Annotated in this window: 27 protein-coding genes and 1 tRNA gene; 22 read left to right on the forward strand and 6 right to left on the reverse strand. The window is 57.2% G+C overall.

The features are described from left to right. Positions 1-212: 212 nt before the first annotated feature. The 4 genes from AC0IXS_RS20935 to AC0IXS_RS20950 all read left to right on the forward strand — a co-directional run bounded on the left by AC0IXS_RS20935 (position 213) and on the right by AC0IXS_RS20950 (position 4,813). Complete coding sequence (locus AC0IXS_RS20935; protein WP_057409069.1) at positions 213-767, forward strand: RNA polymerase sigma factor; 555 nt, start codon at positions 213-215, stop codon at positions 765-767. A gap of 86 nt (positions 768-853) precedes the next feature. Next, the gene (locus AC0IXS_RS20940; RefSeq protein WP_471825585.1) at positions 854-3,133 is read left to right on the forward strand and encodes an HrpF/NolX family T3SS translocon protein; all 2,280 of its coding nucleotides are present in this window, start codon (positions 854-856) and stop codon (positions 3,131-3,133) included. Between the two features lie 137 nt (positions 3,134-3,270). Next, entirely contained in the window at positions 3,271-3,651 is a 381-nt protein-coding gene (locus AC0IXS_RS20945; RefSeq protein ID WP_057409067.1) for a type III secretion system chaperone, read from the forward strand. A 13-nt stretch (positions 3,652-3,664) separates the two neighbouring features. Further along, the gene (locus AC0IXS_RS20950) at positions 3,665-4,813 is read left to right on the forward strand and encodes a T3SS effector HopA1 family protein (protein WP_057409066.1); all 1,149 of its coding nucleotides are present in this window, start codon (positions 3,665-3,667) and stop codon (positions 4,811-4,813) included. 202 nt (positions 4,814-5,015) lie between these two features. Here the strand turns inward: AC0IXS_RS20950 and AC0IXS_RS20955 are convergent, their stop codons facing one another. Both AC0IXS_RS20955 and AC0IXS_RS20960 read right to left on the reverse strand, forming a co-directional pair. Continuing rightward, positions 5,016-5,411: a PA0061/PA0062 family lipoprotein gene (locus AC0IXS_RS20955; RefSeq protein ID WP_471825587.1), complete on the reverse strand. Its 396-nt coding sequence runs from the start codon at positions 5,409-5,411 to the stop codon at positions 5,016-5,018. Between the two features lie 122 nt (positions 5,412-5,533). Beyond that, the gene (locus tag AC0IXS_RS20960; RefSeq protein ID WP_057409065.1) at positions 5,534-5,839 is read right to left on the reverse strand and encodes a putative quinol monooxygenase; all 306 of its coding nucleotides are present in this window, start codon (positions 5,837-5,839) and stop codon (positions 5,534-5,536) included. A 521-nt stretch (positions 5,840-6,360) separates the two neighbouring features. Between AC0IXS_RS20960 and AC0IXS_RS20965 the strand changes: the two genes are divergently transcribed. Beyond that, a complete protein-coding gene (locus AC0IXS_RS20965) occupies positions 6,361-6,780 on the forward strand; it encodes an ethanolamine utilization protein (protein WP_122667672.1) in 420 nt (139 codons plus the stop codon). Between the two features lie 134 nt (positions 6,781-6,914). Here AC0IXS_RS20965 and AC0IXS_RS20970 read toward each other — a convergent pair whose 3' ends face one another. From AC0IXS_RS20970 to AC0IXS_RS20980, 3 genes are all read right to left on the reverse strand, one after another. Then, on the reverse strand, positions 6,915-7,325 hold the full coding sequence (locus AC0IXS_RS20970) for a hypothetical protein (RefSeq protein WP_057409063.1): 411 nt from the start codon (positions 7,323-7,325) through the stop codon (positions 6,915-6,917). An 85-nt stretch (positions 7,326-7,410) separates the two neighbouring features. Next, entirely contained in the window at positions 7,411-7,620 is a 210-nt protein-coding gene (locus AC0IXS_RS20975) for a hypothetical protein (protein WP_057409062.1), read from the reverse strand. A gap of 174 nt (positions 7,621-7,794) precedes the next feature. Continuing rightward, positions 7,795-7,879: transfer RNA gene (locus AC0IXS_RS20980), tRNA-Leu, on the reverse strand. Positions 7,880-7,996: 117 nt separating this feature from the next. Here AC0IXS_RS20980 and queA point away from each other — a divergent pair. The 6 genes from queA (at position 7,997) to AC0IXS_RS21010 (ending at position 14,084) form a co-directional block, all read left to right on the forward strand. Beyond that, on the forward strand, positions 7,997-9,061 hold the full coding sequence (gene queA, locus AC0IXS_RS20985) for a tRNA preQ1(34) S-adenosylmethionine ribosyltransferase-isomerase QueA (protein ID WP_471825590.1): 1,065 nt from the start codon (positions 7,997-7,999) through the stop codon (positions 9,059-9,061). A gap of 14 nt (positions 9,062-9,075) precedes the next feature. Then, on the forward strand, positions 9,076-10,191 hold the full coding sequence (tgt, locus tag AC0IXS_RS20990; protein ID WP_004878719.1) for a tRNA guanosine(34) transglycosylase Tgt: 1,116 nt from the start codon (positions 9,076-9,078) through the stop codon (positions 10,189-10,191). A gap of 55 nt (positions 10,192-10,246) precedes the next feature. Next, positions 10,247-10,582: a preprotein translocase subunit YajC gene (yajC, locus tag AC0IXS_RS20995; protein WP_002552468.1), complete on the forward strand. Its 336-nt coding sequence runs from the start codon at positions 10,247-10,249 to the stop codon at positions 10,580-10,582. A 62-nt stretch (positions 10,583-10,644) separates the two neighbouring features. Beyond that, positions 10,645-12,513 carry a protein translocase subunit SecD gene (secD, locus tag AC0IXS_RS21000; protein WP_029241757.1) on the forward strand — a complete coding sequence of 623 codons (1,869 nt, stop codon included), beginning with the start codon at positions 10,645-10,647 and terminating at the stop codon, positions 12,511-12,513. A gap of 9 nt (positions 12,514-12,522) precedes the next feature. Then, on the forward strand, positions 12,523-13,434 hold the full coding sequence (secF, locus tag AC0IXS_RS21005) for a protein translocase subunit SecF (protein ID WP_122553979.1): 912 nt from the start codon (positions 12,523-12,525) through the stop codon (positions 13,432-13,434). Positions 13,435-13,544: 110 nt separating this feature from the next. Next, positions 13,545-14,084, forward strand: coding sequence for a glycine zipper 2TM domain-containing protein (locus AC0IXS_RS21010; RefSeq protein ID WP_004878725.1), 540 nt, complete (start codon positions 13,545-13,547; stop codon positions 14,082-14,084). Between the two features lie 63 nt (positions 14,085-14,147). Here the strand turns inward: AC0IXS_RS21010 and suhB are convergent, their stop codons facing one another. After that, positions 14,148-14,963, reverse strand: a complete 816-nt coding sequence (gene suhB / locus AC0IXS_RS21015) for a type III secretion system regulator SuhB (protein ID WP_004878727.1) — start codon at positions 14,961-14,963, stop codon at positions 14,148-14,150. Positions 14,964-15,178: 215 nt separating this feature from the next. On the opposite strand from suhB, the gene trmJ reads away from it, so the two are divergent. The 11 genes from trmJ to ndk all read left to right on the forward strand — a co-directional run bounded on the left by trmJ (position 15,179) and on the right by ndk (position 22,997). After that, a complete protein-coding gene (gene trmJ / locus AC0IXS_RS21020) occupies positions 15,179-15,946 on the forward strand; it encodes a tRNA (cytosine(32)/uridine(32)-2'-O)-methyltransferase TrmJ (protein ID WP_122422728.1) in 768 nt (255 codons plus the stop codon). Continuing rightward, entirely contained in the window at positions 15,946-16,734 is a 789-nt protein-coding gene (gene cysE / locus AC0IXS_RS21025; RefSeq protein ID WP_029241759.1) for a serine O-acetyltransferase, read from the forward strand. Before trmJ ends, cysE begins: the two co-directional genes overlap by 1 nt. 158 nt (positions 16,735-16,892) lie before the next feature. Further along, a complete protein-coding gene (iscR, locus tag AC0IXS_RS21030; protein WP_004878734.1) occupies positions 16,893-17,384 on the forward strand; it encodes a Fe-S cluster assembly transcriptional regulator IscR in 492 nt (163 codons plus the stop codon). Between the two features lie 44 nt (positions 17,385-17,428). Then, complete coding sequence (locus AC0IXS_RS21035) at positions 17,429-18,643, forward strand: IscS subfamily cysteine desulfurase (protein ID WP_004878736.1); 1,215 nt, start codon at positions 17,429-17,431, stop codon at positions 18,641-18,643. An 86-nt stretch (positions 18,644-18,729) separates the two neighbouring features. Continuing rightward, entirely contained in the window at positions 18,730-19,116 is a 387-nt protein-coding gene (iscU, locus tag AC0IXS_RS21040) for a Fe-S cluster assembly scaffold IscU (RefSeq protein WP_002552476.1), read from the forward strand. 34 nt (positions 19,117-19,150) lie between these two features. Next, the gene (gene iscA / locus AC0IXS_RS21045; protein ID WP_003365093.1) at positions 19,151-19,474 is read left to right on the forward strand and encodes an iron-sulfur cluster assembly protein IscA; all 324 of its coding nucleotides are present in this window, start codon (positions 19,151-19,153) and stop codon (positions 19,472-19,474) included. Positions 19,475-19,484: 10 nt separating this feature from the next. Further along, positions 19,485-20,006 carry a co-chaperone HscB gene (gene hscB / locus AC0IXS_RS21050; RefSeq protein WP_004878740.1) on the forward strand — a complete coding sequence of 174 codons (522 nt, stop codon included), beginning with the start codon at positions 19,485-19,487 and terminating at the stop codon, positions 20,004-20,006. Between the two features lie 46 nt (positions 20,007-20,052). Beyond that, the gene (gene hscA / locus AC0IXS_RS21055) at positions 20,053-21,915 is read left to right on the forward strand and encodes a Fe-S protein assembly chaperone HscA (RefSeq protein WP_122667670.1); all 1,863 of its coding nucleotides are present in this window, start codon (positions 20,053-20,055) and stop codon (positions 21,913-21,915) included. Between the two features lie 3 nt (positions 21,916-21,918). Continuing rightward, the gene (gene fdx / locus AC0IXS_RS21060; RefSeq protein WP_057409057.1) at positions 21,919-22,260 is read left to right on the forward strand and encodes an ISC system 2Fe-2S type ferredoxin; all 342 of its coding nucleotides are present in this window, start codon (positions 21,919-21,921) and stop codon (positions 22,258-22,260) included. Between the two features lie 14 nt (positions 22,261-22,274). Next, complete coding sequence (gene iscX, locus AC0IXS_RS21065) at positions 22,275-22,475, forward strand: Fe-S cluster assembly protein IscX (protein WP_025995073.1); 201 nt, start codon at positions 22,275-22,277, stop codon at positions 22,473-22,475. Between the two features lie 96 nt (positions 22,476-22,571). Next, complete coding sequence (gene ndk, locus AC0IXS_RS21070; RefSeq protein ID WP_002552482.1) at positions 22,572-22,997, forward strand: nucleoside-diphosphate kinase; 426 nt, start codon at positions 22,572-22,574, stop codon at positions 22,995-22,997. Positions 22,998-23,018: the final 21 nt, after the last annotated feature.

Genomic DNA, 23,018 nt, shown 5'->3' on the forward strand with positions numbered 1-23,018 from the left:
GTGGGTCGTTGAGTCGGTTCAGTTCCCTTATCAGAAGAGGCACGTCAGTTGTGCCAAAAGCTGCTCTTGAAAACGTGGGGGTTGCGCAAAAAAATGTATTTCAAAGAGTTACAAGATTTTTAAATTTTATATAAATCAATTAGTTAATTTGATTTTTTGTGTGGCACGGTTATCGCTATAGGGGTTGTACACCATTACTCAGGGTAGCCCCCATGTTCCCAAGCGTTGTGATTCTCGATAAGACTCAATCCCGCCAGTCTTCTTCTCACGCGGGTGTGCGACAGATGACTCAGGACCAGATCCAAATGCTCAGGGCCTTCATTCAGAAGCGCGTGATGAACCCTGACGATGTGGACGACATCCTGCAGTGCGTCTTTCTTGAAGCCCTGCGCAGCGAACATAAATTTCAGCATGCAAGCAAGCCGCAAACCTGGTTGTGCGGTATCGCGCTGAACCTGATCCGCAACCACTTTCGCAAAATGTATCGCCAGCCTTATCAGGAGAGCTGGGAAGACGAGGTTCACTCCGAGCTGGAAGGCCATGGTGATGTTGGCCATCAGGTAGACGGACATCGGCAGTTGGTACGCGTTATCCAGGCCATCGGCTGCCTGCCTTCAAACATGCAGAGGGTACTTGAAGTCTCTTTGGAGATGGACGGCAACTATCAGGACACGGCCAGCAGCCTGGGTGTGCCGATCGGAACGGTGCGTTCGCGGCTTTCACGCGCCCGTGTCCAGTTGAAACAGCACATCGACCCGTTTGCCTGAAAAGACACATTTAATGCGGGAGCTGGAACCGACTGGCGTCGTCAGCCACACAGTGATCAACCCTTCACTTTTGGACGGCGACTTTCATGCGTATAACCGGTTCTTCCAGCTTCAGCGGTAATGTGTCCTCAATACCCACTGGTGAGCTGGCGGACGCTTCGCCGGTTGCCCGAAACCTGAGCACTCAGGGCGCAGGCGTGGAGTTTGGTCAGTCGGGTCAGAGCCTTTCGGACCTGCTCACCAGTGCCGACGATACCGCCTCATCCGTCGCCTCATTCTTCTCTCCAGGCGGTGCGTCTGCCAACAGCGACGTCGGCTCCTTCTCTGATTTCTCAGACATCTCACGCTCCAGCTCGTTTTCGTCGGTCAACAGCACCGCCAGCAGCGAAGCCTCTGATTCGGCCAATGCGCCCAAAGCCGATGACGCGGCCTTTCTTGATAACTCCAGATTCTCCTCCCCTGAAGCGCTCGAACGCTGGGCACCGATGGTTGCCCACTTGCCCCCGGAGCAGCGCGAGCAAGCGGCCAAGGAGCTGAATCGGCCTATCGCCGCCGCATGGATGGCTAGAGAGGACGGCCCTGATGCGGCGAAAGCGATGGAGTTCATCAACGACAATCCGGCGCTCAAGACCGCAGTGGACACCGCGCAGGGCGGCACGGCCGATGGCAAGATCACCAACAAGGACTTGAAAACCTTCGCCAAGAATATGGAGAAGGCTGCCAAAAGTGCTGACAAGGACGTGGAGAACTACCAGAAGGACAATCCGAACGCGGATCCGCAATCCCTGGAAATGGTGCGTAATGCCGCCGTGATGCGCGCCAACATGCCGCTGGCCCAGGCTGCCGATCCTCACAATGAGCTGGGTGTCGAGGGTCAGACCAAGGTCGATGACAACGTGGGGGCCGATGATCTGAAGAACCTGGCCGCCAATAACCCCGGGCTTTCCGGGGCGCTCAAACAGTCGTGCAGCACCTGGTCGCAAGCGGGCTTTCTTGGCCAGCTCGATGAGGCGGGAATGAAGGGCCGTGCCAAGGCTGCACACAGCCCCGATAAACTGTTCAATGCAAAAAACCTGAGTGAGTGGATCAAGAAAAGCGCCCCCACCAACGGCGGCCAGTTCGCGAGCATGCTCAGTGACGCCGCCACGCTCAACTCGGTGGATGGTATCGACATCAGCAAGCTGAACGCGAACGTGTTTGATAATCCGACAGCGTACACCGGCGCCCAGAAAGCGGCGGTGATGATCAAGCTGCAACAGACACAGCAAAGCGTGATTGCAGGGCGCGAGTTGCGCGATACGGAAAATACCGAGCAGGGGCTTACGGATCGGATTGCGAAGTTGCAGGCTGATCCCGATGTGCAGGCCTTCCTTAATGACAGCGTTCCCAAGGAGGAGCGCAGGCTGGTAAGCAGCGATTCAGCGCTCAAGGATGCGTGCGTCAAGCAGGCTGATAGCGTCAACAGCGGTCAGGCGTTACAGACCGATATGGCAACCGCCGACAAAGCCGTCAACAAGCATAACCCCAACCCCGATTACAGCAGCGCCATCAGTGGCCTGTCCGCCCAGTTGCAGTTACAGCATGACCTTTTCCCCGACACGCAGGTGCCGAACCCTCGTGACGTCGTCAGCAAAAATCCTCAGTTGGAGTCGACGATCAAAGACTCGTACACGAACAACTTTGCAAACGGTGGTGCACTCAAGCAGCTGCTTGGCCAGAAAAAAGTCGATGGCGAACAGGCTATGCAAATGATGGCTGGCCAGAAGGCGGCCTACGACAGCGTGTTGTCCAGCGACGTCACCGACAGTGTGAAAGAGGATTACGCCAACTCCACGGTTCGCGAACTGCAGGACTCCAAGAAAGGGCGCAAGCTGCTGGAAGGCAAGACCGACGAGAGCCAGGCATCCGCTCTGGCGAGCGAACTCCTCGCAGGTGGCGGGCCGAAAATGCTCAGGTCTGTCATGGGATTTATGTCCGTAAAGGACATGCTCGCCCACGGCGACAAACTGGGTGCGGCGCAAGCGATCTACGACAGCACCAAATACGGCGCGCAGGCAATCAAGGGCGGAGTCGACGCCGGTGCCAAGTTGCTGGGCCGCGAAGCCTCGGTCGGGCTTGGCCGTATGGCCGGGCAAATGGTCGGGCGCGCTGTGGGTATGGTTGCCGGCGAAGCAGCCGGTATGGCTGCCGGCATGGCAGTCGGTGCATCGATCCCCGTCATCGGCTGGGCGATTGACGGCGCGATGGCGCTGGGCTTCGGGATTTCAATGATTATCGATGCCGTCAAAAAGCACAAAGCGCAGAAAGCGTTCGACCATAACGTGGATCCGGTGCTGGATCAGTTCGGGATTGCGAAGGCGCATTGATGCCATGAAGAAGCGGAGCGGCCTTGCCTTCCGCCCTGTTGAAAGAACATTGAGCAGGTGCCAGAAATTCCCTGTCATCGAACGGACTCATTGACCTGCGCCACGTTTACACCCTCCACATTGTTGTAGGTAATTCAATGAGCAACTTGTTATATCAAACGATGCTTACAGACTTGTCGACGTCGTTGGCAATGCAACCGTTGACATTCAACGATCAAGGCGCTTGCGACCTGATGATCGACGAAGATATCGCGCTGAAAATGGTGTGCGATCAGACACATCAGCGGCTGTTGCTAATCGGACTGATGGACGTTTCCCCTGATTTGCCATTGAGGACATTGTTAAGCGGCGCACTTAACCCTCTGGTCAATGACGGGCCAGGGCTTGGTTGGGATGCAGGCAGCGACCTGTATTTCGCCTTTAAAGCCGTTCCCAGAGAGAAAGTGAGTGTGGTGACGCTCAAGCATGAGATCGCTGCACTGGTGGAATGGATAAGAACGTGGCGCGACGCGCGTTAAAAGAGGAACAATCATGAACCCGATACAAACGCGATTTGCTAGCGTCGAAGCACTTAGACATTCAGAGGTGGATGTTCAGGCGCTGAAGGCACATGGCGAACTTGAGGTGGGTGGCAAATGCTATCAGATTCGTGCGGCTGCCAATGATGACCCGACTCTTCAATGTTCTGAGAAACAGTCGAAGATGGGTAGGTTTTTCAAAAATGCAGGGTTAAGCGGAGGGTCCGGCAGTCAATCCGATCAGATCGCGCAGGTACTCAATGACAAGCGAGCCTCTTCCGGCCCCCGTCTTATAAGGCAGGGGGGGACTCGTTTTGACCCTGCGCGGTTGAACATTGAGGAAGGTCAAAGCAGCTCGGCCGCCACGTCCGTTCAGAAAAACAAGCAGCCTGACGGCAGACTTGTAAACAGCAGCCTTTTGGAGTGGGCCAAAAAGGCAAAGTCCGAAGGCGTGTCGCACGTTAATGATATTTATCAAATCTACTCAAAAGAGGCCCCGCGTGTAAAGGAGATGCCATCTGCCGAGCATCGAGCATGTCTGGCGCATATGTACAAACTTAACGGTCAGGACAACGGCATCAGTATTTGGCCGCAGAATCTGGATCACCTTCATGGCCCTGTCTTGAAAAGATACACAAAAGACTTCATGAAGAACGACCCCGCTGCAGCAAACAAATACTACAGAATTGAACGTTCAGGTGAGCGACCCGATACTGAGGATCTCAAAGCGCGCCTGACGGTGAACGTCAAACCTGAATTTCACCAAGCGATGGTCGACGCAGTGGTAAAGCTGACCGCAGATAATACCGATATCATAGCTTCCAAAGTGGCAGGTCCCGGGAAGATTGGCACGACCACAGACGCTGCGATTTTCTATGTGGGGGCAGATTTGTCCTCTGCACAAGCCGTTGTAAAAGAGCTTAAAACACTGCTCCCGCCCGATGCGTTTATCAATCATACGCCGGCTGGAATGCAATCCTTGGGCAAAGGGTTGTGCTACGCCGAGCGTGTGCCGCGCGATGACACCAGCCACGGAATGTCTCGTGCCAGGATAATCTCGTCTGCACTGGCAGACACCAGTCGGCTTCCACTTGAGAAAAAGCTGCGTAATGCTTTTAAGACCGCTGGATATAATCCTGACAATCCGGCTTTCAGGTTGTGAGGTTTTAGGCATAAAAGAGTGTTGTGTACTCGCATTGATCGCGGGTACACATGAGAGGGGCCCATTCAGTGGGCACCTCTTGTATACGCATCGGCCAGTTGCCTCAATGTTCGACTGTCACAGAGGCAGATCCTATAGAAGAATCCGGCCTCCGTCCTGCAAGTGCGGCACTTAAAGACATTCAAGTCTTTAGCCTAAAGCCTTATAAACAAGGCACCTGTTCCGTTTGAGCCAGCGTATTGCCTTTGCTGTCAATCAGCGTCACTTTGACTTCAGTGCCCGACCTGCTTTCGATCAGCGTATAAAACGCATCGGCGACAAAGCTGTTGTACTCAAGCGTTGCCACGCAACGGCGCTGACTCTTCTGATAACCCCTCGCCACAATACCCAGTTCCATTGAGTGCCTGCCGGGCGAGACTTCGAAATGGGACAGACTCTCGGCAGGTCTCGTATCGAGGCGTCGTGCGTTCATCTCATCACCCACCTGAGCTTCAATATGAACGATGGCATTACCTTTGTCAGGCTCAGGCGTTGTAGTTGCACATCCAGCCAGGCCTGATATAGCTACAACGAACGCTGCAAGTTTCAAGAACTTCATGTTAAAACCTTTATATAAAAAGAGTGGGTGTGGCGAGAAATAACCTTTCAATCGTGCGCGTGCATTTCTGACAGGCGTGTCAAAGCCCGGTCGAGCTGTTCAAGTTGGCGGGTATAACGGGGTCAGGCCGTAATATCGGTATTGGCCGAAAAGCGAGCGAACGCGATATTGGCCTCGGCGTCGATGAGTTCATCAATGAACTCAGTCATTTCAACCGTACAGAAATGATCGGTCATTTGTCCTTCATTCGACCAATAACCGCTGACGATCCAGCGAGCGGTGCTCTTTGTGCTCCTGCTCAGCGCATAGCTCAAACAGCCCGGCGCCTTGTTCAATTGCTCGATGTGCTTGAGCAACAATGCCTCGACATCATGTCTCGGACTTTCCAGAAAACTGATCTCCAGAGTATTGATTGAGGTAATAGTCATACGCTGAACCTTTGTTGCCTGTCGAATACTTGATCCTTTACTGGGTGCCTATGCGTTGGACCGTTGCCAGGTATGTGAGCAGGCTACTGGCTTTTCCTCGAAAAGGTTACCCACCCAAAAGCTCATGCAGACATGAGATTTGCTCAGCAATGATCAGGTACGCAGCGGCAAGCCTTCATCCAGAAGCCTTTCCTACCGATCACCCTTGCGGACTGGATGCTCTATGGAACGCCAGCCGAAAGCGGATAAATGTATCGATTCGTTCTCCATGCAATAGAAAACTCATCACCTGTCGCGCAAGCAATTCGCCGAAATGCCAGTCAAATCATCCGCGACTCCCCGAAACACCGGTGACCGGTTTTTCAGAGACAGCGACGTGAGTAGAGGTAGGCAGCAAGGCGCAGCGCAATTGATGAGCTGCTAAAAAACGGAAATTCAGGAAGGGGTATTTGCACGCCACATGCAACGTTAATGGACCAGATTCAGTAACCACTTCCCCTTATCCATTTGGAAAATACCTGATGCGCATGCGTAAGAATCTGGCTGCAAAGATCGGCGGTTTTCTGCTCGCGTCCTTGATCGCAGGCACTTCATTACCCGCGTTCGCGGCTAACGATTGCGACCTCGACAATGATCACATTATCGACGCCACGTGCGGCGGTAATGACAAGGATCTCGACAACGATAACGTCACCGACGCAAGGTTTGGTGGCAATGACAAGGACATGGACAACGACAACAAGACCGATGCCTCATTTGGAGGCACAGACCGCGACCTCGATAACGACAACAGCACCGACGCGTCGTTTGGCGGTAATGACAAGGATCTGGACAACGACCACAGCACCGACGCCGCATTTGGCGGCAACGACACCGATCAGGACAATGACCACAGCACGGACAAATACAACGTCGGAGTACCGCCACACGCGAAAAAATAGTGATCCGGATGTATCCAGCGCTTGAAAGGGTTTGGTTGAGCTGCGCCTGAAGCGATCAGGTCTATAAGGGTGCGATGCGCTTGCCAGTAATCGGGGCAAGCGCACTTCTTTAGGACGACTGTAGCGCCTGGTCGTTATGCAGCAGGATTCTGAATTTTCCTGGCGATCAAGGTGACGCCTTCGGTGAAGCTGAAACCATACCCGTAGCCATACCCCCAGCCTCCGCCCGGTGCGCCTATTTGTTCGGGGAATTTTACGTTCTCGTACTTGAATTCGTAATTATAGGCACCCGACAGGATCGGCAAGATGGTCTGAATCTCATAACCGTCAGCATTGAGCTGCGCCACCGCTTCTTCGATATCTTTCGACAGCCGCTCGCCATCAATCTCGCAGTCCGACCAACCGGTTTGCTGCCATTGTTTCTCTTTCCGAGTCTCTTCTTTCGTACCGAACAGCCCCCACGTCATCTCGCCCGTGGGCACTTTGACGGTGACTTCTTCACCGATAGGGCGGAAGTGGGCTTTTACATAAACGATCTTGTTCACTGGGCTGTCCTTAGGTCCATTCTGCGGTGATTATACCGATGGGCAATGTAAGGAGTAGAACGGGGCAGTTGAGCCTAGCAGTAGTTCAGCGCGTCATGTCAGGATTTGGAAAGCTTGCATGGGCCTTCAGCGGAAGACGATCCAGCGGATTCACTTCCAGCGCCAACAGTTGAATGGCGGCAAGACTCAGCACCTTGGTGCCGGCCTGTGCTGACATAATGAGCAGCCAGTGTCTGCTGTGCTTTCCAGAGGTCAGCAATGACTTCGGGCAGTTGAAATTCGATTTGCCTGGCATCCATGTCCTGCACTTCCCTTTAACAAGCTGTCGAAAATTCCCGGTTTGGCACTGAAAGCATCATTGGGAATTGCCTGGTGGTTTTTACAGAGGCGGACAAACCCGTGATTGCGTCATAACCACTTTCCACCAGACGAAAAAAAAGACCTTGAATTTCAAGGTCTTTTTCAATTTTGGTGCCCCGAGGGAGAATCGAACTCCCACTTCTTTCGAAAACGGATTTTGAATCCGCCGCGTCTACCAATTCCGCCATCAGGGCTCAATGGCGGCGAAGTATAGGGATCGGTTTTCCGTTGGTCAACAGGGATTTGCGTTGGTTTTTTACTAATTCCGCCAAACCGGATAAACTTCCCGGCCCTGCTAAACGAACCCCATCATGCGCGTCGCTGACTTTACCTTCGATCTCCCGGATTCCCTGATTGCTCGCCACCCGCTGGCCGAGCGTCGCAGTAGTCGTCTGTTGACCCTGGACGGGGTGAGCGGCGCGCTGACACATCGTCAATTCACTGATTTGCTTGAGCATTTGCGCCCTGGCGATTTGATGGTGTTCAACAATACCCGCGTCATTCCTGCGCGTCTTTTCGGGCAGAAAGCCTCTGGCGGCAAGCTGGAGATTCTGGTCGAGCGCGTGCTGGACAGCCATCGCGTGCTGGCGCATGTGCGCGCCAGCAAGTCGCCCAAGCCGGGCTCGTCGATCCTGATCGACGGCGGCGGGGAGGCCGAGATGGTGGCGCGGCATGATGCGCTGTTCGAGTTGCGTTTCGCCGAAGAAGTACTGCCGTTGCTCGACCGTGTCGGGCATATGCCGTTGCCTCCTTATATAGACCGCCCGGACGAAGGCGCGGACCGTGAGCGCTATCAGACTGTTTACGCTGAGCGCGCCGGTGCTGTGGCGGCGCCGACGGCGGGTCTGCATTTCGATCAGCCACTGCTAGAGGCGATTGCCGCCAAGGGCGTCGAGACGACGTTCGTCACGCTGCATGTCGGCGCGGGGACGTTTCAGCCGGTGCGTGTCGAGCAGATCGAAGACCACCACATGCACACCGAATGGCTTGAAGTGGGCCAGGACGTGGTCGATGCCGTGGCCGCGTGCCGTGAGCGTGGCGGGCGGGTGATCGCGGTCGGGACCACCAGCGTGCGTTCGCTGGAAAGCGCGGCGCGCGATGGTGTGCTGAAGCCGTTCAGCGGCGACACCGATATCTTCATCTATCCAGGCCGACCGTTTCATGTGGTTGATGCGCTGGTGACCAATTTCCATTTGCCCGAATCCACGCTGCTGATGCTGGTTTCGGCGTTCGCCGGTTATCCCGAGACCATGGCGGCCTACGCGGCTGCCATCGAGCACGGGTACCGCTTCTTCAGTTACGGTGATGCGATGTTCATCACCCGCAATCCCGCGCCGACGGCCCCACAGGAATCGGTACCAGAGGATCACGCATGAGTCGCACCTGTCGTATGTCTTTCGAGTTGTTGGCCACCGACGGCAAGGCCCGTCGCGGTCGCCTGACCTTTCCCCGTGGCGTGGTCGAGACCCCGGCGTTCATGCCGGTGGGCACCTACGGCACGGTCAAGGGCATGCTGCCACGGGACATCGAAGCCACCGGCGCGCAGATCATTCTGGGCAACACCTTTCACCTGTGGCTGCGTCCGGGCACCGAGGTCATCAAGGGCCACGGCGACCTGCACGATTTCATGCAGTGGCAGGGTCCGATTCTGACTGACTCCGGCGGTTTTCAGGTGTTCAGCCTGGGCGCCATGCGCAAGATCAAGGAGGAGGGCGTGACCTTCGCCTCGCCGGTCGATGGTGCCAAGGTGTTCATGGGGCCGGAAGAGTCCATGCAGGTTCAGCGTGATCTGGGTTCGGACATCGTGATGATCTTCGACGAATGCACGCCGTACCCGGCCGATGAGGACGTGGCGCGCATCTCCATGGAGCTGTCGCTGCGTTGGGCCAAGCGTTCCAAGATCGCTCACGGCGAGAACACCGCTGCGCTGTTCGGCATCGTTCAGGGCGGCATGCATGAAAGCCTGCGCATGCGCTCGCTGGAAGGTCTGGACCAGATCGGTTTCGACGGCCTGGCCATTGGCGGTCTGTCGGTGGGCGAGCCCAAGCACGAGATGATCAAGGTGCTGGATTATCTGCCGGGCCAGATGCCGGCTGACAAACCCCGTTACCTGATGGGAGTAGGCAAGCCGGAAGATCTGGTCGAAGGTGTTCGCCGCGGAGTCGACATGTTCGACTGCGTGATGCCGACCCGCAATGCCCGCAATGGTCATTTGTTCATTGATACCGGTGTGCTGAAAATTCGCAACGCGTTCCATCGGCATGACAATTCGCCGCTGGATCCGACCTGCGACTGCTACACCTGCAAGAACTTCTCGCGCGCTTATCTGCATCACCTGGACAAGTGCAACGAAATGCTGGGGAGCATGCTCAATACGATCCACAATTTGCGGCACTACCAGCTGCTTATGGCTGGTTTGCGCGAGGCTATTCAACAGGGTACATTGGCCGCCTTTGTCGATGCCTTCTATGCCAAACGCGGAATTCCCACGCCGCCTCTGGGTTGAAACAGAACGAGTTTTTCCTGCTTTTTTATACTAATTATGTAACTTGGAGCGACACATGAGCTTTTTCATCTCTCCCGCTTTTGCGGATGCTGCTGCACCGGCTGCCGGTCCTGCGGGCAGCGGTTTCGAGTGGATCTTCTTGGTTGGCTTTCTGGTCATCTTCTATCTGATGATCTGGCGTCCACAGGCCAAGCGCGCCAAAGAGCAGAAGAACCTGCTGGGCAACCTGCAGAAGGGCGACGAAGTTGTGACCAGCGGCGGCATCGCCGGCAAGATCAACAAAGTGACCGACGATTTCGTCGTGATCGAAGTGTCTGACACCGTTGAGTTGAAAATCCAGAAGGGCGCAATCGCAGCCACTCTGCCAAAAGGCACCCTGAAAGCGATCTGAGTACCAACTTTTACCCATCGACGGGGCGCGCAAGGCGCCCCGCGTTTTAAGCGGGCGGCGTGATGCTGAACAAATACCCTCTGTGGAAATACGTACTGATCCTGGCGGTGCTGGTGGTCGGTTTTATTTATTCCGCACCCAATCTCTACCCTGACGATTCGGCCATTCAGATCAGTGGCGCAAGTACTGCGTTGCAGGTCACCCAGGCAGATGTGGATCGTGCAGCCAAGGCGCTGACCGATGCCGGGATCCCGGTCAAGGCTTCTTCTCTGGCCGAGAATGGCAAAGGCGGTTTGTTGCGTCTGAGCAAGCAGGAAGACCAGTTGCCGGCAAAGGATGTCGTGCGCAAGGCGCTGGGTGATGACTATGTCGTCGCGCTGAACCTGGCCCGCACCACGCCGAACTGGCTGCGCAATATTGGCGCAACTCCGATGAAACTCGGCCTCGACCTGTCCGGTGGTGTGCACTTCCTGCTGGAAGTCGACATGGACAAGGCAATCGATGCCCGTCTGAAAGTCTACGAAGGCGAAGTCAAGGCGCTGCTGCGCAAGGAAAAGGTGCGTTATCGCAGCCTGCCGCAGCTGGGTAACGTGATTCAGCTGGGCTTTGGTGACGATGCAGAGCGCGAGCAGGCTCGTGCGCTGGTACGCAAGACCTTTACCGATTTCGAAATCACGCCTGCCGAGCTGAACGGGATTCCCGTGCTGCGCATGGCGCTGACCCCGGCCAAGCTGGCCGAGATTCGTGAATACTCCATCAAGCAGAACCTGACCACCGTACGTAACCGGGTCAACGAGCTGGGTGTTGCCGAGCCGCTGGTTCAGCGTCAGGGTGCCAACCGCATCGTGGTTGAGCTGCCTGGCGTGCAGGACACTGCAGAGGCCAAGCGTATTCTGGGCAAGACCGCCAACCTCGAGTTCCGTCTGGGCGCAGGTCCCGACGATTCGAAAGGCACCACCGAAATGTTCGAATTCCGCGAAGGCGGACGTCCGGCAGCAGCGGTGGAGCGTGGCCTGATCATCACCGGTGACCAGGTAACCGACGCCAAGGCGAGCTTCGACGAGCACGGTCGTCCGCAGGTGAACATCAACCTTGATGGTCACGGTGGCGAGCTGATGAGTCGTGCAACCCGCAGCAACGTGGGTCGCAGCATGGCGGTGATCTTCATCGAGCAGCGTCCGACCACTACTTTCACCAAGCAGATGGTCAACGGCGTCGAGAAAGACGTGCCGGTCCAGACGTTCAAGGAAGACAAGAAGATCATCAGCCTTGCGACCATCCAGTCGCCACTGGGCAGTCAGTTCCGTATCACGGGCCTGAACGGTCAGGGCGAATCGTCCGAGCTGGCGCTGCTGTTGCGTGCCGGTGGTCTGGCGGCACCGATGTACTTCGCCGAAGAGCGCACCATTGGTCCGAGCCTGGGTGCTGACAACATCACCAAGGGTGTCGATGCTTCCCTGTGGGGCATGTTGTTCGTGTCGCTGTTCATCATGGCCATCTACCGTTTCTTCGGTCTGATCGCGACCGTGGCGCTGGCCTTCAACATGGTCATGCTGCTGGCACTGATGTCGCTGTTGGGTGCAACGCTGACCCTGCCGGGTATCGCCGGTATCGTATTGACGATGGGTATGGCGGTGGACGCCAACGTGCTGATCTTCTCGCGGATACGTGAAGAGATCGCCAACGGCATGACGGTTCAGCGCGCAATCAGCGAAGGTTTCGATCGTGCCTACACGGCGATCCTCGACGCCAACCTGACGACGCTGCTGGTCGGCGGCATTCTCTTCGCGATGGGCACCGGTCCCGTCAAAGGGTTTGCGGTGACCATGTCGCTCGGGATCTTTACCTCGATGTTCACAGCCATCATGGTGACCCGCGCAATGGTCAACCTGATCTATGGCGGTCGTGACTTCAAGAAGTTGTGGATTTAAGGGGCTGCCATGAAACGTACCATCAACTTCATGGGCGTTCGCAATATCGCGTTCGCCGTTACCATGCTCCTTACCGCACTGGCGTTGTTCAGCTGGTTCCATAAAGGGCTTAACTTTGGACTGGACTTCACCGGCGGTACGCTCATCGAGCTGACCTACGAGCGTCCGGCCGATCTGGGCAAGGTCCGTCAGGAACTGGTCCAGGCCGGTTATCACGATGCAGTAGTGCAGAGCTTCGGTGCAACCACCGACCTGCTGGTGCGCATGCCGGGTGAAGACCCGCAGCTGGGCACGCAGGTAGCGGAGGCGCTGCGCAAGTCGGGTGCTGACAACCCGGCGGTGGTCAAGCGCGTCGAGTTCGTCGGTCCTCAGGTCGGTGAAGAGCTGCGTGACCAGGGCGGTATCGGCATGCTGCTGGCGCTCGGTGGCGTACTGATCTATCTGGCGTTCCGCTTCCAGTGGAAGTTCGCGGTCGGTGCGATCGTGTCGCTGATCCACGACGTGGTCGTGACGATGGGTATCCTGTCGTTCTTCCAGATCACCTTCGACCTGACGGTGCTGGCGGCAGTGCTGGCGATCATCGGTTACTCGTTGAACGACACCATCGTGGTATTCGACCGGGTTCGCGAGAACTTCCGTCTGCTGCGCAAGGCGTCGTTGATCGAGAACATCAACATCTCCACCACCCAGACGCTGCTGCGCACCATGGCGACATCGATATCCACGCTGCTGGCAATCGTTGCGTTGTGGGTGTTCGGTGGTGACAGCCTGGAAGGCTTCTCCATTGCGTTGTTCATCGGTGTGCTGGCGGGTACCTACTCGTCGATCTACATCGCCAACGTGGTGCTGATCTGGCTGAACCTGACCACCGAGGATCTCATTCCTCCGGTGGTGGTCGAGAAGGCGGATGATCTGCCCTGATAGCCAGTTGTCATAAAAAAGGCGCGAGTGATGAACTCGCGCCTTTTTTTATGCTCCAAGGCTAGGCATTGCGCAGTCATGCTGCGTTTCGATTGGGTCAGGAGGTTCACGTGAACAAGTCTATGCTTGTTGGTGTTGTATTAGGTGCTGCTGTAGTAACTGCTGGCGGTGCCGTTGCCACCTATAGCCTGGTCAAGGGTGGTCCTGAGTATGCGGACGTATTGGCTGTAGAGCCGATCAACCAGCAGATCAAAACTCCCCGCGAAGTTTGCAAGGACGTAACCGTTACCCGTCAGGCGCCGGTCAAGGACCAGCACCAGATCGTAGGTAGCGTCATCGGTGCTGTAGCCGGCGGTTTGCTGGGTAATCAGATCGGTGGTGGTAACGGCAAAAAGATCGCAACGGTCGCAGGTGCGGTCGGTGGTGGTTATGCCGGTAACAAGGTTCAGGAAGGTATGCAGGAGCGTGACACTTACACCACGACGCAGAACCGTTGCACAACAGTCAACGACGTGAGCGACAAGGTTGTAGGCTACAACGTGAAGTACAAGTTGAATGAGAAAGTGGGTCAGGTCCGTATGGAGCGTGATCCAGGCAATCAGATTCCTGTCGACAAGAACGGTCAGCTGATTCTGGGTCAGGCCCAGTAAGTCAGCCGAGCTTCTGCAAGGCATAAAAAAACCGGCTTTCGCCGGTTTTTTTACGTCTGTCGCTTAACGCTTGAGCGAAGGCGGCAGGTGCGGTGCGATTGCAGTCAGCACGGCTTTGAAGCACTTGGTGTTACCGGCAACGATGTGGCCTTTTTCCAGGAAGTCATGACCGCCTGTGAAGTCGCTGACCAGACCGCCTGCTTCTTGAATCAGCAGGGCGCCTGCAGCGATGTCCCACTCGGACAGACCCGACTCCCAGAACGCGTCGAAACGACCGGCTGCGACATAGGCGAGGTCCAGGCTGGCGGCGCCTGCGCGGCGGATGCCTGCGGTCTGGCCAACCAGGCTGCGGAACATGCCCAGGTAGTTTTCGAGATTGTCCATCTGGTTGTCGCGGAAAGGGAAGCCGGTGCCCAGCAGCGCGCCTTCAAGGCTCTTGCGCTGGCTGACACGCAGACGACGACCGTTCAGGGCGGCGCCACGGCCACGGCTGGCGGTGAATTCTTCCTGGCGGACGGGGTCAAGGACGACAGCGTGTTCGAGGCGACCACGGTATTTGCAGGCGATGCTGACCGCGAAGTGCGGGATGCCGCGAACGAAGTTGGTGGTGCCGTCCAGTGGGTCGATGATCCACAGGTAGTCGGTGCCTTCGCCGCTGCCTTCGTGCATGCCGCTTTCTTCACCCAGAATGCCGTGGGTCGGGTAGGCTTTGCGCAGCGCGGTGATGATGCTCTGCTCGGCCGCACGGTCGATCTCTGAGACGTAGTCTTTGGCTTCTTTTTCGTCGACCTTGATGGTATCCAAGCGCTCGATGGAGCGGAAAATCAATTCGCTGGCGCTGCGGGCGGCGCGCAGCGCGATATTCAGCATGGGCTGCATGGACAATTCACCTAAGGTTGTTAAAGAGAGCCGGCCATTCTATTGGGTGCGTCGAATTATTTCCAGCCTTGCGTTGTAACGGTTGTCGGGTTCAAGCCCATTTCTGATCACGGCTCCGTGTGCTCAAAGGCTGCCCGGCTTAAACAGGTTCATAGCGTTAGTCCGGGCGTTTCTGTAAGATTTGCCCCCCTAATTCGCGTCAGTGAGCGTTCGCTTTGTTGCAGAACATTCGTGTTGTCCTGGTCGGCACTACCCATCCCGGAAATATCGGCGGGGCGGCTCGCGCCATGAAAAACATGGGGCTTTCGCGTTTGGTGCTGGTCGATCCGCGGATCTTCCCTTCACCTGATGCCGACGCCCGCGCCTCGGGTGCCACCGATATTCTGGAAGGCGCGCAGGTGGTCGCCACGCTGGAAGAGGCGCTGACGGGTTGCCGTCTGGTGCTCGGCACCAGTGCCCGTGATCGCAGTCTGCCGTGGCCGATGCTGGACCCTCGCGCTTCGGGCGTGAAGGTTGTCGAGCAGGCCGGGCAGGGCGCCGAGGTGGCACTGGTCTTCGGTCGCGAGCACGCAGGCCTGACCAACGAAGAGCTGCAACGTTGTCACTTCCATGTGCATATCCCTTCCGACCCGGGCTTCAGCTCGTTGAACCTAGCTGCTGCCGTGCAGGTGCTCAGCTATGAAGTGCGTATGTCCTGGCTGGCGGCTTCCGAGCAGCCCGCTCATGACGAGCCCTCGAAAATGGCGCACAACGCCGAGCTGGCGACCATGGATGAAATGGAAGGCTTTTATGGCCATCTTGAAGCCACGCTGGTGACGATCGGTTTCCTTGATCCCGAAAAGCCGCGTCACCTGATGGCGCGCCTGCGCAGGCTTTTTGGCCGCAGCGAAGTGGAGCATTCCGAGCTCAGCATTCTGCGCGGGATCCTGACCGAAACCCAGAAAGCTGCGCGCGGTGAACCCTACAAGCGGAAGGATCAGTGATGTTCGAGCGTCTGCGAGAAGATATTCAAAGTGTGTTCCATCGTGACCCGGCCGCGCGCAACGCGTTCGATGTGCTGACCTGCTATCCGGGCATGCACGCTATCTGGCTGCACCGCTTCGCGCACATTCTGTGGGGCAAGGGCTGGAAATGGCCGGCTCGCGTGGTCTCCAATTTCGGTCGCTGGATGACCGGCATCGAAATTCATCCGGGGGCGCGCATCGGTCGCCGCTTCTTCATCGACCATGGCATGGGCATCGTCATCGGTGAAACCGCCGAGATCGGCAATGACGTGACGCTGTATCAGGGCGTGACTCTGGGCGGGACCAGTTGGAACGCAGGCAAGCGTCACCCGACGCTGGAAGATGGCGTGGTGGTGGGGGCGGGCGCCAAGGTGCTCGGCCCGTTTACCGTCGGTGCAGGCGCCAAGATCGGTTCCAATGCGGTGGTAACCAAGGCCGTGCCAGCAGGCGCGACGGCGGTGGGCATCCCGGGGCGCATCATCGTCAAGTCCGACGATGAGACCGAAGCCAAGCGCAAGGCGATGGCCGAGAAGCTGGGCTTCGATGCCTACGGCGTCAGTGCCGACATGCCGGACCCGGTCGCGCGAGCCATCGGCCAGTTGCTCGATCACCTGCAGGCTGTGGACGGTCGTCTCGAAGACATGTGCGGCGCGCTCAGTCGGCTGGGCAGCGACTACTGCGCCAAGGATCTGCCGGAGCTGCGCGACGAGGTCTTCGACTGCGTCAAGGATAAGCGCGAAGAGACGCTGGAAAATAAGATCGGCTAGGCAGGGCAGGGGTTTGGGGCGTGTCATTGCGCCGCACCTTTGCTATGATGCAGCCCGCACTTTTTGCTAAACCCGACTGTTTTACTCGGTCTAATAGTTGACTCATTTACTCGGGAATAGCATACTCACGCTCATTCCGATCCTCTGCGGTACACGCCATGCGACTGACTACAAAAGGCCGATACGCTGTAACAGCCATGCTTGACCTGGCCTTGCACGCGCAGAACGGGCCAGTGTCTCTGGCCGATATCTCCGAGCGACAGGGCATTTCCCTGTCTTATCTCGAGCAGCTGTTCGCCAAGCTTCGCCGCGGCAATCTGGTCTCCAGTGTCCGTGGTCCTGGTGGCGGTTATCAGCTTTCTCGCGACATGAAAGGTATCCAGGTGGCGCAGGTCGTCGATGCTGTCAATGAGTCGGTCGATGCCACACGCTGTCAGGGGTTGGGTGATTGCCACGCTGGCGACACCTGTCTCACTCACCATTTGTGGTGCGACCTGAGCCAGCAGATTCACGAATTTCTAAGCGGTATCAGCTTGGCGGATCTTGTCACTCGCCGTGAGGTACAAGAAGTCGCCCAGCGCCAGGATATGCGTCGTAGCCATTGCAATACGTCGCAACTGGGTAAGATTGAAACGTCCGCCGTTGAATGAACGCAGATGAATGAGCGGTGCGCCTGCCTGATAGGAGAGCTTCAATGAAATTGCCGATTTACCTCGATTACTCCGCGACGACCCCGGTCGATCCGCGTGTCGCGCAGAAAATGATCGATTGCCTGACAGTCGAAGGAAACTTCGGCAACCCGGCCTCGCGTTCCCACGTATTTGGCTGGAAAGCCGAAGAAGCGGTCGAGAATGCCCGCCGTCAGGTCGCCGACCTGGTCAACGCCGATCCGCGTGAAATCGTCTGGACCTCCGGTGCCACCGAGTCCAACAACCTCGCGATCAAGGGCGTTGCGCATTTCTACGCCAGCAAGGGCAAACACATCATCACCTCCAAGGTCGAGCACAAGGCTGTCCTGGACACCACGCGCCAACTGGAGCGTGAAGGTTTTGAAGTGACTTACATCGAGCCGGGCGAAGACGGTCTGATCACCCCTGCCATGATCGAAGCTGCACTGCGAGACGACACCATCGTGGTTTCGATCATGCACGTGAACAACGAGATCGGCACCATCAACGACATCGCGGCCATCGGTGAGCTGACCCGTTCGCGTGGCGTGCTGTTCCACGTTGACGGCGCGCAATCGACCGGCAAGGTTGAAATCGATCTGGCCAGCCTCAAGGTTGACCTCATGTCGTTCTCTGCCCACAAGACCTACGGTCCCAAGGGTATTGGCGCGCTGTACGTGAGCCGCAAGCCACGTGTTCGTCTGGAAGCTGCCATGCACGGCGGCGGTCACGAGCGTGGCATGCGTTCCGGTACGCTGGCGACCCACCAGATCGTTGGTATGGGTGAAGCGTTCCGTATCGCCAAGGAAGAGATGGCCGCTGAAAACGTGCGTATCAAAGCTCTGAGCGACCGTTTCTACAAGCAGGTCGAGAATCTGGAAGAGCTTTACGTGAACGGCAGCCTGACTGCCCGCGTACCGCACAACCTGAACCTGAGCTTCAACTACGTTGAAGGCGAGTCGCTGATCATGGCGCTCAAGGATCTGGCGGTATCGTCCGGTTCGGCCTGTACGTCTGCATCGCTGGAGCCTTCGTATGTATTGCGCGCTCTGGGTCGCAACGACGAACTGGCACACAGCTCGATCCGTTTCACCTTCGGCCGGTTCACCACCGAAGAAGAAATCGATTATGCCGCGCAGAAAGTCTGCGAGGCCGTTACCAAGCTGCGTACGCTTTCGCCGCTGTGGGACATGTTCAAAGACGGCGTCGATATCTCCAAGATCGAGTGGGCGGCGCACTAATTTAAAGTCGCCTCCAACACAGGTCGTGGTTGGCATCTGCCGGCACGACCTGAAGAGCGGCTCCCTGATGTGAGAGGAATAGAATCATGGCTTACAGCGAAAAGGTCATCGACCACTACGAGAATCCCCGCAACGTCGGCAAGATGAATGCGGAAGATCCTGATGTTGGCACCGGCATGGTCGGCGCTCCGGCGTGTGGCGACGTGATGCGTCTGCAGATCAAGGTCAACGAGCAGGGCGTTATCGAAGACGCCAAGTTCAAGACCTACGGCTGCGGCTCGGCAATCGCTTCCAGCTCCCTGGCAACCGAGTGGATGAAAGGCAAGACTCTGGATGAAGCAGAGACCATCAAGAACACTCAGCTGGCTGAAGAGCTGGCGCTGCCTCCGGTAAAGATTCACTGCTCCGTGCTCGCAGAAGACGCCATCAAGGCGGCCGTTCGCGATTACAAGCAGAAGAAAGGTCTGCTGTAAGCAGTCCTTTTTCAGAAACGCGTAAGGAGTTCCGATGGCTATCAGCATGACAGAAGCTGCCGCTAACCACGTACGACGTTCCCTCGAGGGACGTGGCAAGGGTGATGGCGTTCGTCTGGGTGTTCGCACCACAGGCTGTTCAGGTCTTGCCTATGTGCTCGAGTTCGTCGATGAGGCGGCCAGCGAAGACACCGTCTTCGAGATGCACGGCGTGAAGGTGATTATCGACCCGAAAAGCCTGGTCTATCTCGATGGCACCGAACTCGACTTCGTTCGGGAAGGGTTGAACGAAGGTTTCAAGTTCAACAACCCCAATTCGCGCGGTGAGTGCGGCTGCGGCGAAAGCTTCAACGTCTGAGGCTTTTATTGTGGGTACTCCCTGTCACTTCGCCCTGTTCGAGCTCAAGCCTGATTTTCAGCTTGACCTTGATCAGTTGGCGACGCGTTATCGCGAATTGGCGCGTGGCGTCCATCCAGACCGTTTTGCCGACGCTTCCGAGCGGGAGCAACGTACGGCGCTGGAGCGTTCCGCCAGTCTCAACGAAGCCTATCAGACCCTCAAGAGCCCGCCGAAAAGGGCACGTTACCTGTTGGCCATGAATGGCAACGAGGTACCGCTTGAGGTCACCGTGCACGATCCGGACTTTCTTCTGCAGCAGATGCAGTGGCGCGAAGAACTTGAAGATCTGCAGGATGAAGCTGATCTCGCCGGGGTCGCGACGTTCAAACGTCGGCTCAAGGTGGCTCAGGATGAACTGAATCAGAGCTTTGCTGCCTGTTGGAATGACGCTGCACAGCGCGAGCACGCCGAAAGGCTGATGCGGCGCATGCAGTTTCTCGACAAGCTTTCTCACGAAGTGCGCCAGTTAGAAGAGCGCCTCGACGATTAACCCCGTGCTGCCCTGGCCGCACGCCCAGTGATTATTCTGAATACGCATGGCCTTACTGCAGATCGCCGAACCCGGCCTCAGTCCTCAACCGCATCAGCGCCGTCTGGCTGTGGGGATCGACTTGGGCACCACCAACTCTCTGGTTGCTGCAGTGCGCAGCGGCCTGTCCGAGCCACTGGCCGACGTTGAGGGGCAGGTCATCCTGCCCTCTGCTGTTCGCTATCACGCCGATCGGGTCGAAGTGGGGCAGTCGGCGAAAGTCGCCGCTTCCCAGGATCCGTTCAATACTGTGCTCTCGGTCAAGCGGCTGATGGGTCGTGGGCTGACCGACGTCAAGCAACTGGGTGAGCAACTGCCTTACCGCTTCGTCGACGGCGAGTCGCACATGCCGTTCATTGAGACCGTCCAGGGGCCTAAAAGCCCGGTGGAAGTCTCTGCCGATATTCTCAAGGTGCTGCGTCAGCGTGCTGAAGAAGCGCTGGGCGGCGAGCTGGTCGGTGCGGTGATCACGGTTCCTGCCTATTTCGATGACGCTCAGCGTCAGGCCACCAAGGATGCTGCCAAGCTGGCAGGTCTGAACGTGTTGCGCCTGCTCAACGAGCCGACGGCTGCTGCAGTCGCCTACGGTCTGGACCAGAAAGCCGAAGGCGTGGTCGCCATTTATGACCTGGGTGGCGGCACGTTTGATATCTCCATCCTGCGTCTGACGGGCGGCGTTTTCGAAGTGCTGGCAACTGGCGGCGACACGGCGCTGGGCGGCGATGATTTCGACCATGCGATTGCCAGCTGGATTGTTGCCGAAGCCGGCCTTTCCGCCGACCTTGCGCCTTCTGCCCAGCGCAGCCTGCTGCAGGCGGCATGCGCGGCCAAGGAAGCACTGACCGATGCCGACGCCGTCGACGTGGCGTATGGCGATTGGAAGGCCGTGCTGACTCGCGAAGCGCTGAACGCGATGATCGAGCCAATGGTTGCCCGCAGCCTGAAAGCCTGCCGCCGCGCCGTGCGTGATACCGGCATCGAGCTTGAAGAAGTCGAAGCGGTGGTCATGGTGGGCGGTTCGACGCGTGTACCGCGTGTCCGTGAAGCCGTTGCCGAACTGTTCGGTCGTCAGCCGCTGACCGAAATCGATCCGGATCAAGTGGTGGCCATCGGGGCTGCGATCCAGGCCGATACGCTGGCAGGCAACAAGCGCGACGGTGAAGAATTGCTGCTGCTCGACGTGATTCCGCTCTCGCTGGGGCTGGAAACCATGGGCGGGCTGATGGAGAAGGTCATTCCGCGCAACACCACGATTCCTGTGGCGCGCGGTCAGGACTTCACCACGTACAAAGATGGCCAGACGGCCATGATGATTCATGTGCTGCAGGGCGAGCGAGAGCTGATCAGCGATTGTCGTTCTCTGGCGCGCTTCGAGCTGCGCGGTATTCCACCGATGGTGGCTGGCGCGGCGAAGATCCGCGTTACCTTTCAGGTGGACGCCGATGGTCTGCTGAGTGTTTCGGCGCGCGAACTGGGTTCGGGCATCGAAGCGAGCATCCAGGTCAAGCCGTCGTATGGCCTGACCGACGGTGAAATCACCCGCATGCTCAAGGATTCCTTCGCCTACGCCGGTGACGATAAGGTCGCCCGCGTATTGCGCGAGCATCAGGTCGATGCCGAGCGCCTGCTCGAAGCAGTGCAGGGCGCGCTGGATGCCGATGGCGAGCGTCTTCTCGATGAAGAAGAGCGTTTGGTCATCAACCTGCAGATGGACGAACTGCGCGAATTGATGAAAGGCACCGATGGACACGCCATCGAGCAACAGACCAAGCGTCTGTCGCAAGTGACCGATGCATTTGCTGCCCGCCGCCTGGATTCGACGGTGAAAGCCGCACTGGCCGGACGCAACCTGAATGAGATTGAGGAATAACTGATGCCGCAGGTGATTTTTCTGCCCCACGCCGAGCACTGCCCGGACGGGCTGGTTGTAGAAGTTGAACCCGGTATTTCCATCCTCGAGCTTGCCCACGAGCATCACATCGAGATCGAAAGTGCCTGTGGCGGCGTCTGTGCCTGCACGACCTGTCACTGCGTCATTCGCCAGGGTTTCAACTCGCTGAATGAAGCTGACGAGCTGGAAGAGGACATGCTCGACAAAGCCTGGGGCCTTGAGTCGCAATCGCGTCTATCCTGTCAGGCAATTGTCGGCACCGAAGACCTGACCGTCGAAATACCCAAGTATTCGCTCAACCACGCTGCCGAAGCGCCGCACTGATTCAAGGAACGCTCATGAGTCTCAAATGGGTCGATGTGCAGGAAATCGCTATCCAGCTGGCCGAAAAGTATCCGGATACGGATCCGTTTTCACTGAACTTCGTCAAGCTGCGCGATCTCGTCATGGCGCTTCCCGGCTTTGACGATGAGAAGGATCGGGGCGGGGAGAAAGTCCTCGAAGCGATCCAGACCACGTGGGAAGAAGAGCGCGATTGACGTTCAGTTACTTACGCAGTTAGGCAATACACCAGAACCCGCGTATAATTCGCGGGTTTAATTTTTCGCTTCAATCACTGTTTCTGGAGTTTCACCATGGCTGTTCAACGTACTTTCTCCATCATCAAGCCTGACGCCGTTGCAAAGAACGTAATCGGCGAGATCACCACTCGTTTCGAAAAAGCCGGTCTGCGCGTTGTTGCTTCCAAGCTGAAGCAGCTGTCCAAGGCAGAAGCTGAAGGTTTCTACGCTGAGCACAGCGCTCGTGGTTTCTTCGGCGACCTGGTTGCTTTCATGATCTCCGGTCCGGTTGTCGTTCAGGTTCTGGAAGGCGAAAACGCTATCGCTCTGAACCGTGAGCTGATGGGCGCTACCAACCCTAAAGAAGCTGCTGCCGGCACCATCCGTGCTGACTTCGCTGATTCCATCGACGCCAACGCTGTTCACGGTTCCGATTCCGAAGCAGCCGCTGCTCGTGAAATCTCGTACTTCTTCGCAGCTACCGAGGTAACCGCTCGCTAAGTCTTGCGACTAACGAGTGAA

It is taken from the genome of Pseudomonas sp. AC016 (assembly GCF_979253365.1).